The organism is Corynebacterium suranareeae (assembly GCF_002355155.1).
In the GTDB taxonomy this organism is placed as follows: domain Bacteria; phylum Actinomycetota; class Actinomycetes; order Mycobacteriales; family Mycobacteriaceae; genus Corynebacterium; species Corynebacterium suranareeae.
On the sequence record NZ_AP017369.1, the window covers coordinates 2,703,876 to 2,718,191 of the forward strand.

General features: G+C 49.5%; 13 protein-coding genes and 1 pseudogene. 10 read left to right on the top strand and 4 right to left on the bottom strand.

From position 1 onward, the window contains the following. The first annotated feature begins 2 nt into the window (after positions 1-2). Positions 3-1,226 carry a benzoate/H(+) symporter BenE family transporter gene (locus N24_RS12505; protein ID WP_096457675.1) on the top strand — a complete coding sequence of 408 codons (1,224 nt, stop codon included), beginning with the start codon at positions 3-5 and terminating at the stop codon, positions 1,224-1,226. Here N24_RS12505 and N24_RS12510 read toward each other — a convergent pair. Next, positions 1,223-2,701 (bottom strand): PAS domain-containing sensor histidine kinase, encoded by a 1,479-nt coding sequence (locus tag N24_RS12510; protein WP_096457678.1) that lies wholly within the window; start codon positions 2,699-2,701, stop codon positions 1,223-1,225. The genes N24_RS12505 and N24_RS12510 overlap by 4 nt on opposite strands. A 156-nt stretch (positions 2,702-2,857) precedes the next feature. Here N24_RS12510 and N24_RS12515 point away from each other — a divergent pair, with 156 nt between their 5' ends. The 6 genes from N24_RS12515 to N24_RS12540 are packed head-to-tail and all read left to right on the top strand — an operon-like array spanning position 2,858 to position 8,076. Further along, positions 2,858-4,078 (top strand): acyl-CoA dehydrogenase family protein, encoded by a 1,221-nt coding sequence (locus tag N24_RS12515; RefSeq protein WP_096457681.1) that lies wholly within the window; start codon positions 2,858-2,860, stop codon positions 4,076-4,078. 28 nt (positions 4,079-4,106) lie between these two features. Further along, positions 4,107-4,469 carry a hypothetical protein gene (locus tag N24_RS12520; protein ID WP_096457684.1) on the top strand — a complete coding sequence of 121 codons (363 nt, stop codon included), beginning with the start codon at positions 4,107-4,109 and terminating at the stop codon, positions 4,467-4,469. Positions 4,470-4,525: 56 nt separating this feature from the next. Next, on the top strand, positions 4,526-5,803 hold the full coding sequence (locus N24_RS12525) for an aromatic ring-hydroxylating oxygenase subunit alpha (protein WP_096457687.1): 1,278 nt from the start codon (positions 4,526-4,528) through the stop codon (positions 5,801-5,803). Next, positions 5,796-6,320, top strand: coding sequence for an aromatic-ring-hydroxylating dioxygenase subunit beta (locus N24_RS12530; protein WP_096457690.1), 525 nt, complete (start codon positions 5,796-5,798; stop codon positions 6,318-6,320). The genes N24_RS12525 and N24_RS12530 overlap by 8 nt, the downstream gene beginning before the upstream one ends. A gap of 24 nt (positions 6,321-6,344) precedes the next feature. After that, complete coding sequence (locus N24_RS12535) at positions 6,345-7,094, top strand: SDR family NAD(P)-dependent oxidoreductase (RefSeq protein ID WP_096457693.1); 750 nt, start codon at positions 6,345-6,347, stop codon at positions 7,092-7,094. 34 nt (positions 7,095-7,128) lie between these two features. After that, complete coding sequence (locus N24_RS12540; protein WP_167382113.1) at positions 7,129-8,076, top strand: PDR/VanB family oxidoreductase; 948 nt, start codon at positions 7,129-7,131, stop codon at positions 8,074-8,076. Between the two features lie 399 nt (positions 8,077-8,475). Here the strand turns inward: N24_RS12540 and N24_RS12545 are convergent, their stop codons facing one another. Genes N24_RS12545 through N24_RS12555 form a run of 3 tightly spaced genes read right to left on the bottom strand, consistent with a single transcriptional unit; the run spans position 8,476 to position 10,763 of the window. Further along, a complete protein-coding gene (locus N24_RS12545; protein WP_197702402.1) occupies positions 8,476-9,093 on the bottom strand; it encodes a response regulator transcription factor in 618 nt (205 codons plus the stop codon). A gap of 54 nt (positions 9,094-9,147) precedes the next feature. Then, on the bottom strand, positions 9,148-9,441 hold the full coding sequence (locus N24_RS12550; RefSeq protein WP_096457698.1) for a hypothetical protein: 294 nt from the start codon (positions 9,439-9,441) through the stop codon (positions 9,148-9,150). Continuing rightward, entirely contained in the window at positions 9,435-10,763 is a 1,329-nt protein-coding gene (locus tag N24_RS12555) for an amidase (protein ID WP_096457701.1), read from the bottom strand. Before N24_RS12555 ends, N24_RS12550 begins: the two co-directional genes overlap by 7 nt. Before the next feature lie 231 nt (positions 10,764-10,994). Between N24_RS12555 and N24_RS12560 the strand changes: the two are divergent. From N24_RS12560 to N24_RS12570, 3 genes and pseudogenes are all read left to right on the top strand, one after another. Then, positions 10,995-12,427, top strand: a pseudogene (locus tag N24_RS12560) (MFS transporter). A gap of 20 nt (positions 12,428-12,447) precedes the next feature. Next, complete coding sequence (locus N24_RS12565) at positions 12,448-13,635, top strand: flavin reductase family protein (protein WP_096457704.1); 1,188 nt, start codon at positions 12,448-12,450, stop codon at positions 13,633-13,635. Continuing rightward, positions 13,632-14,177, top strand: coding sequence for a nuclear transport factor 2 family protein (locus tag N24_RS12570; protein ID WP_096457707.1), 546 nt, complete (start codon positions 13,632-13,634; stop codon positions 14,175-14,177). The genes N24_RS12565 and N24_RS12570 overlap by 4 nt, the downstream gene beginning before the upstream one ends. Positions 14,178-14,316 lie beyond the last annotated feature (139 nt).

Sequence of the window (14,316 nt, forward strand, 5' to 3'; positions counted from 1 at the left end):
CATTGGCAAGCTCAGTATTATTAGCTGTTGAAAAACCAGAACTACCACGCCCCAGTTTGGCTGAAATCAAACGAGACTTAGGCCCTCAAGAAATTGGCAACGGGTTAGTTGCGTTGATTTTCTCCGCATCCGGCCCCATCGCCGTGATCCTTGCCGCCGCAGCAGCTGGAAACCTCACCCCTGATCAAACCTCCTCCTGGATCTTCGGCGCATTCCTAGGCAACGGGCTGCTCACACTATGGCTGACCTACATGTACCGCAGCCCGCAAGCATACTTCTGGACCATCCCCGGAACAGTCATAGTTGGTGACTCCTTAACCCACCTAAGCTTCGCTGAAGTAATCGGAGCATACCTAGTAACCGGTGTCGTGGTATTTGCCTTGGGGTGGACCGGACTCATCGGCAAAATCATGGCGGTACTTCCACCAACGATCGTCATGGCAATGGTCGCAGGCATTTTCCTCCGCTTTGGACTTGACCTCATCGATGCCAGCGTCACCGACCCTTTGATTTCGCTGCCCATGATCGCCGTGTTCGTAGCACTGAGCATCAGCCCACGAATCGCTAGCATTGCCCCACCCGTTGCCGTATCCGCTGTAATCGGAGTGATCGTAGCGATTGCATCAGGGAGACTAGCACCAGGAATCTTAGACAACGGCGTGATTTCAAAGCCAGTATTTACAGCACCAGAATTCTCCTTAGCCGCCATCATGGAATTAGTAGTGCCCCTGGCAATTACCGTGGTGATCGTACAAAACGGCCAAGGTGTGGCCGTCCTCAAAGCAGCAGGACATCGTCCTGGAGTAAACCTCGCCGCCGCAGCATCTGGACTTTGGTCACTGCCCATGGCACTAATCGGCAACATCACCACCTGCTTAACTGGCCCCACAAACGCATTAATCGTGGCAGGAGCCAAGTCCCATAGACACTACACAGCAGCAATGGTCACCGCTGTAGGCGCCATATTAGTTGGGTTGTTCTCCCCCACCTTCGTCGGCTTCATGCTGGCGATGCCCGTGTCATTCATTGCAGCACTCGCAGGAATCGCGATGCTTACACCACTAAAAAATGCCTTCATTGCAGGATTCTCAGGAACCTATTCCACCGGTGCTTTAGTGTGCTTTTTAGTCACGGTGTCAGAAATCAGCATCATTGGCATCACCGCTCCATTCTGGGGCATTGTTTTTGGATGCCTCGTTGGATGGTTACTCGATCGCGCTCGTTAGGAGTTTTGGTGAACTAGTGGCAGCGTAATCCTGATTTTAGTTCCACGAGGTTCATTAGGCTCATAAGTAATGTGACCTCCGTGGCGCTGAACAATATGTTCAGAAATAATCAACCCAATGCCAGAGCCATCCTCCTTTGAGCTAAATGCTCCTGCTGCCAACAGATCAGCAGGAACCCCATCCATCCCCCGGCCTCGATCACAAACAAGAATGGACACCGTGTCACCATCACTTTCGGTGCGTAACTCCATCAGTTTGTCTTCTGTTGTAGGCAAAACGACCTCTTCGAGGGCATTCATACAAATATTGATGATCACCTGACCAATAAGCACGCTCTCCCCCTCGACTAAGAGCTCTCCTGGAAGCAGATCATCATGAATGATCACACCTTTTTCTTCCGCTCTCAGTCGAGCAAAGTACAAGCTTTCCTCCACCTCCCGGGTCAAATCAAACACCGACGTAGTGCTCTCAATTCTGCGGACATAGCGTTTGACCGATGTGACAATCTCAGAAGCCCGCACCAGCTGTTTTCTAGCCTGCTCAATGCCGTACGTTACCTCCGGCAACTCCTGATCCTTGGGAATCCTTTTCAGCACACCACTTAGATAATTCGTCGCGGCAGCAAGAGGCTGTCCTAACTCATGCGCAAGGATCATCGCCATATCCCCCATGGCGTTGTATCTGCTTAAATACTGCAAATTAGCCATCTGATGAGCGTTTCGCTTTTCCCACTCCACCTTGTCAGAGATATCCCTAACAGTAAGTACACGAAACGTCTTTCCGGTATCAACAACGTTGTCTAAAAAGCCAGCTAACCAGCGCAAAGTACCATACTTGTTGCTTACTTTGATCCGGACATCTAAAGATCCATCCGGCTTTTCCATCTGCAATTTGGCTTCTTCAGAATCTAGATCTACATCAGTTTCCCCGAGTTCACGAAGATTCTTATTGAGAATTTCCGAAACTGAAAAACCAAACAGACTCGCTGCCAAAGGCGACGCATCTTCAACCTTATTTTCGCTATTAAGCAGCAAAATTCCCGACGATGTATGCCGCATGAGCCTATCCATCGTTTCTTCAACCCACGTGGAAGGCTCCGGCGGTGCTTCAGTACCACCAAGAATGCGAAACTTAACCACCAGAACTTTTCCGACTTCTTCAAGCTCATACACAGTCGCCGTTGCTTCAGTTAGAAAGTCCACCCCATTTCGGTCGCGGTATTTCCAAAACCTACGATTAGACCCCTCCACAACAGCAGTCTGCAACCAAGCAATACCCATCTCGCGCCGATAGTTAGGGTCTTGAGAACTCATATGATGCGCCTTCAGCGCCCGCAGTTCATCAACTGAATACTTAAAGGCTTCACATGCTTTTTCGTTGGCCCAAAGAATGTTCTTGGACTGCAACTCGTGCACAAGCCATCCGAGGTCCGAACTATTAGCCATGGTTTGGAAGGTTTCGTCGATAAGCGTCATGGCATCACTATAAGCACTCCCGTGGCGTTACCGGACCGTATTTGCACAGCAATATTTCCCCTACCTGCAGATTTGCGAAAACCGCTAAAGAAATCCTTAACCGTGACGCAGGTTTCTCCAATACCGACTGTGTGAGAAGCAGCATAATCTCCAATTATGTCAACATCCATAAAAACAACCAGCCAACCCCACGCAGGAGGACAATTGTTACTCGACAGAGTCGATCTCACAATTACCGCCGAACCTCCCGGTGCATCCCGGGACGCAGCATTCGACCACGCACTAGAAGTACTTCGCCAGCGCCGTGATGAATTCCGCGAACTCGGATACGTGCCCAAGGAATACATCAACCTTCTAAAAAAAGCTGGTATATACAGGGCATCCACCCCAGCCACATTCGGTGGAGAACCACAGCCACCAGCAGAGTTCCTCGAACAAATCGAAGAGATCTCCACCATCGATCCAGCAACCGGTTGGGTAGCCAGCTTCGGTTCCGCCCTCACCTACTTCTCCGCACTGCCATACAGCACTCAAGAAAAACTATATAAAAAGGGCATTGACCTCACCTTCGCCGGTGGCATGTTCCCCATGGTGGAAGCCGAAAAAGTGGAAGGTGGATACATTGCAAGTGGTCAATGGATGTTCGCTAGTGGTTGCGCCGGAGCAGATATCTTAGGCATCGGGCTTAAAGGTGGTCCCGAAACTGAAGGGAAACCAGTCACTGCCCTAGTCCACCCCGACGATGTGGAAATAGTAGAAAACTGGGATGTCGCCGGAATGCGGTCCACAGGATCAAACAATGTGGTGGTCAAAGACCTTTTCATTCCAGAGGAATACACCTTCATCAGGGGAGGTACCCCAACGATTGAAGAACCACTCACCCGATACCCAGCTTTAGCTTATGCCGCACAAGTCCTCGCAGTCACCACACTCGGTGCTGGTCGAGGTGCATTGGACTATATCCGCGACCAAGGTGCAGGCACAAAATCAGTAACCGGAGGGGCAGCAAAAGGCAACCGCAGCGTCTACAAATTAGGGCTTGCCCACGCTGAAGCAGAACTGCGATCCGCACGATCTTACTTCTATGAAACCACCAGAGACGTCTGGCAAAAGGCAGTCGATGACACTCCAATTACCACCGAAGACATCGTCTATCTACGAATCGCCGCCACCCATGCGGCACAAGCTGGGCGTAAAGCAGTACTTGCAGCATTTGATCTGGCTGGCACGGGCGCTATTTACAATTCCCACCCACTACAGCGCTTCCTACAAGACGGCCTTGTCCCAGCACAGCACGCCATGCTGCAAGAAAACACCTTAGAAGCAAGTGGTGCCCTACTCATGGGCTTTGAAGCCGGCATTCCTAGCTTCCCCTGATCACTCACATTTTAAAAGGAGATTTCCTATGTCTGACACTCCCTTAAGAACGCTATTCTGCCTGGGAAACAATCAAAATTTCTTTGACCTACCCAAGGCCGATATCGGACCAGTGTGGATCGCCACCCAGACATTTCTCACCCAACTGCGTGACCTCGATGGCGTATCCATCATCGGAACCTTCGACGATGACTCCCACATGGTTGGTCCCTCAGACGGTTGGCCTTGGACTTTTTACGTCCTAGCCGACGTCAAAGACCAACCCACAGTCAAAGAAGCCTGCAACCTTCTCCGCACAATCATGGTCGGTGAACACGCCCTGTGGCGTTACTTCAAAATCGAAGCACGCATGGGCCGAGAATTAACCATCCGCGACGACGTTGCTATCTAATTGCCGTCTTTTGATTGCAGGCATCTCGTCTGAACACAAAACTGAAAGGACTCACCATGACCACCACAACCAGCAACCGCACCCGATTCTCAGATCTGGTAGAAGATGACCGGGTAGCCGGTCAGCTTTACACCGACCCAGAAATCTTCAAAGAGGAAATGGAAAAAATTTTCTACAAAACCTGGGTCTGGGTTGCACATGAAAGTGAAATTCCTGAAGCCGGATCATTTAAAACGACGTGGGTTGGCGACCAACCAGTCATTGTGAACCGTGACCGAAAAGGAAATTTCAACACCTTGCTAAACCGCTGCCGCCACCGCGGAGCAACCGTGTGCGACCAGCGAAAAGGCAAAGCAAATGGATTCACCTGCCCGTACCACAACTGGTCATACACACACGATGGAAGACTTCGTGGCGTTCCCTACCCTGACGGCTATGAAGGTGTGTTGAAAAAAGAAGAGCTAGGTCTGCAGACTCTACGCACTGAAAGCTACCTAGGCATGATCTTTGCGACCTTCAATGAAGAGATCGAACCTCTAGAAGATCACCTCGGCGATGCAAAGATCTGGATGGAACGATTCCTCAAGCAAACCAACGGATTTCCTTGCAAGGTCATCGGAGCACATAAATTCCGCTTCAAGGGCAACTGGAAAATCCAGCTTGAAAACACCACGGACGGTTACCACTTCCCCATGGTGCACAAGTCATGGATGGCTTCTGTCGATGCTGAAACTGCAGACATGATGTCATTCATGGACGATCCAGAAGCAGTAACTCATGCGCTAGGAAACGGACACAGCGTTGGCATCATGGCCACCGCCCACGTCGACCTAGATGAAGATGACGGCACCGAAGAAATTCAACCCCGATTCAACCACCTCGTAAAAGAACTAGAAGAAGCTGGCGAAAGCCCCGAGCGAATCCGACGATTCATGCGCTCAATGCACGGCTGTGGATTCAACCTCAACATGTTCCCCAATATCGCCATGTCCTCCTCGTTCTTCCGCGTCCTAATCCCCATCTCTGTCGATGAAACCGAAATCTGGCACATGGCCATCGGCATGGACGGCGGCCCAGAAAGCATCAACCAGGAAAGGCTTCGCATTCACGAGCATTTCCAAGGACCATTCGGATTCGGAAGTCCTGATGATGCCGAAGGCTGGGACCGAGTACAAATCGGTGCCGGAGGCAACCCGAAGATGCCAATCCTGATCAACCGCGGACTTGAACGCGAATACACCACCGAAGAAAACTGGCCTACCTCCCATGTCACCGATGAAACAGGCATGCGCGAGGCATACTACAAGTGGAAGAAGCTGATGAGCAATGACTAATACCACCCTCCAATCCGAACTGACCAACACCAGCTTCCTTAATGATGACCGCGTACTACGCGCCATCCAGCTGATCTGGCACGAAGCTGCCCTCTTGGACCGTAAAGACTACCCACAATGGGAAGAACTCTTCACCGACGACGGTCTCTACATCGTGCCCATCGACCGGGAAACCGAAGACTTCCACAGATCGTTGAACATGATTTACGACGATAAGCGCATGCGCAAACTACGCGTCGAGCGCATGATGCAGGGCTACGCCCCATCTGCTGTTGCAGCAGCAATCACCACACGAGTGATTTCTCGTTTTGAAGTTCTAGCTGTGTCAGATGAAGAAGTAACCATCAGTTCTGCACAAATTATTACCGCCTACAAGCGTCACAACACTGATGTGCTTGGCGCAGACCTCACCCACCGAATCAGGTTTGCTGAAGATGGATCAGGGAAAATCGTGCAGAAAGTTGCACGCATGATCAACAGCGAAGACGCCATCAACGCCGCTGGGTTCTTCATCTAAAGAGCTCTAAAGTTAAGGAAACTAATGACTGAAAATACCCAGAAAATTGCGCTGGTAACAGGTGCAGCTGGTGGTTTAGGCAGCTACATCACGAAAAAACTCCATGCAGATGGACACAAGGTCGTAGTAACTGGTCTTTCAGTAGAACCCCTGAAAGCACTTGCTTCAGAGCTGTCTTCTGATGGAAGCACGGCAATGCCACTGCAGCTTGACGTGTCACACAAAGACAATTTCTTAAACGCACTCGACCACGTACAAGATGTTTGGGGTACACCATCCATTTTGGTAAACAACGCCGCAGTTACCCGAGCAGCAAATGTCCTTGAGCTCAACACCGAGGATTTTGATGAAGTACTCACTACCAACGTGAACAGTATCTTCTTCGGCTGCCAAGTCTTCGGCAAAGCAATGGCCGAACAGGGTTACGGACGCATAGTTAACCAAGCATCCCTTGCCGGCCATAACGGTGGTACCGCCACTGGTGCCCACTATGCAGCATCAAAAGGCGCAATCTTGACCACTACCAAGATCTTCGCCCGTGAATTTGCAGGATCAGGCGTGACAGTCAATGCCATTTCGCCCGGTCCGCATGATGTGGACATCGTCCACAAAACAGTGTCAGACCGTTTAGACCAAATCATTGAAGGAATCCCCGTCAAGCAACTGGGAAACCCCCAATTCATTGCCAACACGGTCTCCCTGCTTACCCAACCGGAGGCAAGCTTTGTCACCGGCGCTTGCTGGGATATCAACGGCGGTCTCTACCTGCGCTAACCCCCTTTACACCATCTGAACATAAGGAAACGCTATGTCTATGAACGAAGTGATTGTCACAGATATCGTCCACGAAACACCGACGATCATCTCAATCTATCTGGCAAAGCCAGACGGCACCCCCATCGGACACTACGTTCCCGGCGCGCACATTGATGTAGAAGGTCCCACTGCTGTAACTAGGCAATACTCTTTATGCGGGCGCCCAGATGGTGACAATGCCTATGTTGTAGCAGTAAAAAGAGAACCAAGCTCTCGCGGCGGATCTGAAGCTTTGCACCAGCTCAAAGTGGGAGACCGCCTCAAAATTTCGGAACCACGAAACCTCATCGAAATAGCAGAAGACGCACAGCACCATATTCTCATTGCTGGAGGTATTGGCATCACGCCAATGCACAGCATGGCCAGATACATGGATGTAAGAAACATTAGTTTTGAGCTTCATTACTTCGCATCCAGCGAAGAAGAAGCAGCTTTCTTGCCTATTCTACGAGAAAAATGTCCCGAAAAATTGCACGCCCACCTCGGGATCTCCCGCGATCAGCAAACTGAAGTGCTTAAAAAGTTGGTGTCTAATGCTCCCGATGGAAGCCACGCCTACCTGTGTGGCCCAGATGGATTCATGGATAAGGTAACTGAAATTTTATCTACAGGATTTTCCAGTGATGAAATCCATTCAGAAAACTTCCATGCCGCAGAGATCGACAACTCCGGAAACACTTCTTTCACAGTAGAACTGGAGGGTGAAGAATACGATATTCCAACTAATCGAAGCATCGTAGAAGTCCTCAACGAAAACGGTGCAGGCATAGATACCTCATGTGAAGAAGGTATCTGCGGCACCTGCATCATGACTGTCCTCGAAGGTGTCCCCGAACATCGCGACAACGTTTTAACTCCTTCAGAACGAGAAGCGAATGAAACAATGGCTGTTTGTGTATCTCGTACAAAGGAACCAAAGCTAGTACTCGATTACTTCTAGTCCAACTAATTAAACCGGGTTTCCACTCTATTTGGGAACCCGGTTTGTTGTTTCTCCTTATATATAAGGATGCCCCAGCGCGATGGCTCTATACATGCAGTACATCTTTTGGGTACAGCAGATTCCGGACTTAGCTCGATGTGGCGTGAGGATGATCCTAGCTCCTAGCAAGTAGATCTACGGGCTTTTGCTCCCGGATGAGGACATTTGCGCACTAATATGACCCAAGTCGGGAAAATGTGCCTGACGCATTTTTCGGTTAGGGCTCCGGTTTTCACAATGATGTAGGAAGAGGCGCTATTTCTGCGCTATTCAGACCCAAGTCCGGTTCTTTATATACGAAGGTGGGCTGCGTGAACATGAAGTCCACGCAGCCCACCTTCTGGGTTTTAAGACGCTTTAAATTTCCACCCCAAACCTTAAAACATCTCTAACAAAGGTACCGACACTATCAGCATCAGTCTTCGACTTAATTCGAGTGCGATGGACATCAACCGTCTTTACGCTCATTCCCAATCGTCTCCCAATGTTTTGGCTAGGAAGGCCTTCTACGACTAGTCGAAGGACCTCTTTTTCGCGAGTGGTTAACAACGCAATTTTATCCCGAACTTCAGCAGCCAAACTGTATTCAACAAACCGACGTTCAGCCGATTCAATACCAAGCTGCACTGCATCTAGGAGCCGCTGAGAATCATACGGTTTCTCTAGAAAATCCTGGGCACCAGCCTTAATCGTGTCAACAGACATCCGGATATCTCCGTGTGCTGACACGAAAATAACTACTGCATGTGGCGAAAGCTCATTGAGTTTTTCCTGGAGACGGATCCCGCTCATCGATGGCATACGAACATCTAGGATCAAGCACGCCGGCTTGGACTCATCGAATGCATCGAGTAGTTCTTGTGCACTATGGCAAATTACGCTCTCGATGCTTGCACTATCCAAAAGCCAGGCAACTGATTCGCATACTTCAGAATCATCGTCAACGATGTAAACGATGGGATCGATCTTGTCCATAGATTGAAAATCTTTCCCTACCTGTTGTTTAATCATCACGTTCATAAGCAATCATCAGTCCCACGCAGCTTCAGCTACCCAGTAGTTCATGCCAAATGCACTCACATGATGCTCCCAAGGCGTTGTCCTGCGTAGTTCGGGCTCTTCTAAACGGACGGATTCATCTGCATACTCCGGTCCATCTGCTTCCACTGTCCAGTGGACCCAGTTAACCTCACGTCCATGCTCATCATGGACAAAGAGGTCTACATGGTGCCAGCCATAATTAAAAGTGTCCTCATAGCACGTCAAGAACATGCGGTGGTGAGTAACGGGACGGGGTGGAATTGGTTTTTCTACAGTTACCATTTCATCTCCTTAAGAGTAGAAGTTGTTTGAGTATTTGAAAACGAAGGAAGTTCACGCAACAGTGGTTCCAGAAAGTTCCCCAGACGCAGTAAGGTCAGTTCATTGTGCTTATTACCAATCAGTTGAATCCCAAGCGGCAGTCCTGTGGAGGTTAAAGCTCCCGGAACAGTGACAACGGGAAGGCCTAAAAGCTGCCAGGGGCGACTTAATTCGGGAGACCCCGTGCCGTCCTCAAAACGTGGAGCTTGTCCATGCGAGGCTGGCCCAATAATTACCGAATTACCGTTGAAGAGCTTCGAAAACGCATGGTAGGAAGCTTCTTTCCTGAACAGGGCTTCGTTATATGACTGTTCGGTTACCGTGTCGCCTTCTTCAAGCAGCTGCTGCAACTGAGGACTTAGCTGCTTCTTCTTTTCTTTCAACAACGCACCAAGTGAATGTGCAGCCTCATAGCTCATGACGACTTTATGATCATCTACCAAAGATCTGACATGATCATCCCAGTTCATTCTGTGAAGATGAATGTCACGTTCAAAAAGGATGCGCTTTACAGCTCTCAGCAATTCCGACATGGCTGGGTCAAGGTTAAGAAGGCCAGAACCATCCCAGATGTAGATGTTTAGACTTTTGGGATCAACAGATTGTTCCTCTACTCTCCTTGAGAAGTGTCGGTAAATATAGTCCAAATCTTCAACGCTTCGAGCCATTAGACCAAGCGAATCCAAAGACTCACTCATGCCATGAACTCCCCTGAGGGAAGTACTTCCATGGGTTAAAACTAAGCCTGCGACGCCACAAAAAGATGCAGGTCGGGTAAGCGATCCAGCTGTCTGGGTGCCTAGAGCACACTGAATAGTCCCAGCACCGACTGCTGCTGCTGATCCGCTCGAAGATCCGCCCGGAGTATGTTCAGCGCTATAGGGATTAGTGGTTGGACCTGGGGCGAAATACCCATATTCAGTCGTGACAGTCTTTCCCTGTACTACTGCCCCCAGTTCTCGTAATCGTCGCACACAGTCAGCATCAGTGTCGTGGATTGTAGTATCCGCAGTAATTGACCCACATCTGGTAGGTAGTCCTCGTACATCGATGATGTCTTTAACTCCAAGGGAGACGCCTTGGAGGGGGCTATTAGATGCAACTGAAGAATGGGCCTCTAGTTCAGCTGAAACTTCGGTCAATTCAACCCATGCCTTTAGACGAGGCTCGTAGCGGTGAATTTCATGTCGGGATTTAAGCACCAATTCATCAACGGTCGTCTCTCCCGCGTTTATGTCGCTGACCGTTTCGGAGATTGATCGTGATCGAAAAGTTGTAACCATATGTTCTCCCTCTAAGCAATGTCCGAGACAACTGAAGCCAGCGCACTTTATGTGCAATAGACCACTTCCTCGGCACTCTGTGTTTCATGTTAAGGCGGCCAGGCGGGAGATGACAGTCGCTAGGGGTAAAGGTTTCCCCAGTACCAATGTAAGCAAGATCACCCCTACCTTGAAAACACAGGCATAAAACCACTGTCTAGACCATCCGGCCATCATCGAAAAGGAGTCATCGTGGCATTAAAAACCAAGATAGGAGCAGGGGAGCGTGAACTGACTAGCTCCCCTGCACTTACACAAGACGACAATAGAAAACGCCTTCGCAGAGCATGGGTCGTCGTTTTCCTTCTTGTCCTTTTTCAAATTATTGCTTTCGCCGATAAAGCTGTGTTGGGACTTGTTTCCACTGATGCGATGGCAGAACTCGGACTGACCCCAACACAATTTGGAATGATTGGCAGTTCTTTCTTTCTGCTCTACTCAATCGTTTCAATCGTGACAGGGGTAATCGCTTCCCGAGTTTCTGTTCATTGGATCGTTCTGACCTTGGGAATCATTTGGGCGGTAATGCAATTTCCTATGCTGCTCGGCGGTGGCGCTGCGATCCTTTTGGCTACCCGAATAATTTTGGGTGGCGCCGAGGGGCCGGCAACAGCAATGTCTCTTACTTCTGCTCACACGTGGTTCCTGCCAAAAGAGCGCGCTTTACCTTCAAGTCTTATCGCCGCTGGTTCCACAATGGGGCCCATCATCGCTGCACCAGTTCTTACACTTGTCATTACAGCCTGGGGTTGGCGTTGGGCTTTCGGTGTTTTGGGTATTGCTGGCCTTGTGTGGTGTATTTCCTGGCTTCTCTTCGGAGGCAGCGGTCCATTTTTAAATAAGAAAGATCGAAAAGCAGACACCCCTCAGTCTGTCAGCACTGTCAGTTCTGAAAAGGTATCGGTAGATGATCAGCCTAGTTTTCCAATTTGGCAAGTGCTCCTTAGTCTTTCGTTCCTCGTCGCACTTATCGGTGCTGCCTCTAACTTTTTCGTCCAAGGTTTTCTCACCACATGGCTTCCCCAATATTTAGAGACAGTAATTGGGCTCCCTTTGCCGCAAGTCGGTGCGGTTACCACCTTTCCTTGGATTATCGGAGCTGTAGTTTTGCTCATGCTGGGCGCCATTGGAGACCGAATGATGCGGCGCGGTGCGACAGCTCGAGCATCAATCGCTGCCCTTTTCGGGCTCTCCACACTGGTAGCCGGCATTTCCTTCCTGCTTGTCACGGTAACTTCAGGAACTGTTTCTGTTGCTTTCTTGGCTCTTGCAGGTGGATGCAGTCTGGTGTTTCCTATGTCCGCTACTGCAGTCAGTTACTGCGTGGGAGTCAAACAACGGCCAATCATTATGGCGACTCTTGGTGGATTAGCAGCTACTGGAGCAATCATATCGCCAACACTCGTAGGCGGCCTGATGACTAAAGCTGGCTACGTTGCACCTGCCAAGGGTGTAAGTCCTTCTCCAGAAATGGTTACTGCGATGACCGATGGTGTTCACAACGCTTTCATTATCACCGGACTTTTTCTCATCGTGGTGGCATCCTGTGCATCCTTTTCCTTCGTCCCGAACAGACAGTGAAACGCTTGCGTGCCCTTCATGAACAGAGTTCTTCCGCTAATTAACGTCTCATAGGAGTTTTAACATGAGTACTAATACCTCTACCCCGCAAAAATTTGATCCTAAGACATTTAGAAATGTCATGGGCCATTATCCAACTGGAGTGGCAATTGTTACCGGCCGCGCCAACAATGGAGATCTACTTGCAATGGTCGTGGGAACATTTTCTTCTGTTTCACTCGATCCACCGTTGGTGTCATTTATGCCGATGAAGTCCTCTAAGACTTTCGCTCGTATGCGTGAATGCAGCTCTTTATGCATCAATATTGTTGGTGGCGAACAAGAAGAAGAGATGCTGGGTATTGCTCGACGATGGGAAAACAAACTCGATGGAGTCGACTGGTACATGTCCCCTTCCGGCGATCCAGTACTGAAAAATGCCATCGCATGGATCGATACGTCAATCAGCAGCATCATCGAAGCGGGAGATCATTGGATCACCCTTTGTGAAGTCCACGATATGGAAATCACCAACCCCGTGTCACCGCTACTGTTTTTCCAAGGCGGCTACGGCAGTTTCGTAGGAACTTCTCTCATCGCTCGTCTTAGCCACGAGATTCTGCCGGCTATTCACGCAGCGCACAGTGCTGGAAATTCACTTGACACTCTTGCACAAACAATCGGCTGCGAGGTGTCCGTGTTCGCCGCGGTTAGTGAGGATGAGTTCGCCACGGTGTTTCACGCTTTGGCTCCGGGTGCTACAGAGGAACAAAGCTTCGCTTCCCGTCTTCCGATTGTTCCTCCCATCGGAGATACGTACATGTTTAACAAATCAGCTGAGGTCCAAGAAAGATGGTTCCGCAAACTTAATGATCCCTCCGAGGAAATCCTTGAAACACACCGGAAACGCCTTAACTTAGTTAAAGAAAACATGTATCTGATTGCGCATCTACCTGACGAAGGCAGTTCCGCATACGAACAGATGGTGAAGGCATCCAAAGAATACAAGAACGCACGGCTTACACCTGCGGATGAAAGAGCAATCCATCAGCTCATTGGATCTACCACTGTTGATTACAAGCAACGAGAGTTGCTGGACGATAAACGCTACAACATTGGCTCGATCGTCTTCCCAGTCAAAGACCCTAATGGCGATTTCACAATGACTCTTCGTATTGGGCAACTTCCTCAAAATGTTCGGGGTTCCACAGTTACCCATTGGATCGATCTGTGTAGAGAAATCGTCAAAGAAATTGAAAGGACAAATTCATGAGCAACATTGAAAACTTAGTTTCCCGCATTGAGGTTCTAGAGGCCGAGGCAGCGATCCGCAGGATCCAAGCACGCTACATGATGTTGTGTGACACTCCTTGCCCAGTTTTTCCAGCTGTTACTGACCAAGAAAGAATTGAACTGGTCCTTGAGCTGTATACCGACGATGCCGTTTGGGAAGGCGTGGGTGAGTACTACGATAACCAATTCGGTCGCGCCGAAGGCAAAGACGAAATTCGAGCTCACTTTAATAGGTTTTGGAATGCTGACCAAGATCCAAAGCGAATTCTCAATGCCCATTACCTAACCTCTGAACAGATCTTCGTAGATGGCGATACTGCGGAAGGCACTTGGATCCATATGCAACCTTGGCTTTATGCAGATGGCACCGCACTTTTGCGATCAAGCAGACTGTTTAATGCGTTTCGTAAAGAAGGCGATGCCTGGTTGATCACACGCACTCGAACCGAGAATGTGTTTGTCGCGGACCTACCTAACAATTTCGCGCAGAGCTACCCCACCACATCGGTTTTGTTTAAGTAACGACATACAGAAGTACATTTCAGAGCAGTCGCGGCTACCCCCTCGACTGCTCTTTTCTTGCGCTTCCAAAACCACCTTCTTACTGCGCAAATAGATCAAACCTCCCCAGCTTTGAACTAAGGGAATTCCCTATATAGCA

Bases quoted from the DNA above. Each gene is read 5' to 3' on its own strand.
- N24_RS12555 (WP_096457701.1), bottom strand. From the start codon at position 10,763: ATGGTTACAACTTTTCGATCACGATCAATCTCCGAAACGGTCAGCGAC.
- N24_RS12540 (WP_167382113.1), top strand. From the start codon at position 7,129: ATGTCTATGAACGAAGTGATTGTCACAGATATCGTCCACGAAACACCG.
- N24_RS12545 (WP_197702402.1), bottom strand. From the start codon at position 9,093: ATGGACAAGATCGATCCCATCGTTTACATCGTTGACGATGATTCTGAA.
- N24_RS12550 (WP_096457698.1), bottom strand. From the start codon at position 9,441: ATGGTAACTGTAGAAAAACCAATTCCACCCCGTCCCGTTACTCACCAC.
- N24_RS12525 (WP_096457687.1), top strand. From the start codon at position 4,526: ATGACCACCACAACCAGCAACCGCACCCGATTCTCAGATCTGGTAGAA.
- N24_RS12530 (WP_096457690.1), top strand. From the start codon at position 5,796: ATGACTAATACCACCCTCCAATCCGAACTGACCAACACCAGCTTCCTT.
- N24_RS12520 (WP_096457684.1), top strand. From the start codon at position 4,107: ATGTCTGACACTCCCTTAAGAACGCTATTCTGCCTGGGAAACAATCAA.
- N24_RS12510 (WP_096457678.1), bottom strand. From the start codon at position 2,701: ATGACGCTTATCGACGAAACCTTCCAAACCATGGCTAATAGTTCGGAC.
- N24_RS12570 (WP_096457707.1), top strand. From the start codon at position 13,632: ATGAGCAACATTGAAAACTTAGTTTCCCGCATTGAGGTTCTAGAGGCC.
- N24_RS12565 (WP_096457704.1), top strand. From the start codon at position 12,448: ATGAGTACTAATACCTCTACCCCGCAAAAATTTGATCCTAAGACATTT.
- N24_RS12535 (WP_096457693.1), top strand. From the start codon at position 6,345: ATGACTGAAAATACCCAGAAAATTGCGCTGGTAACAGGTGCAGCTGGT.
- N24_RS12515 (WP_096457681.1), top strand. From the start codon at position 2,858: ATGTCAACATCCATAAAAACAACCAGCCAACCCCACGCAGGAGGACAA.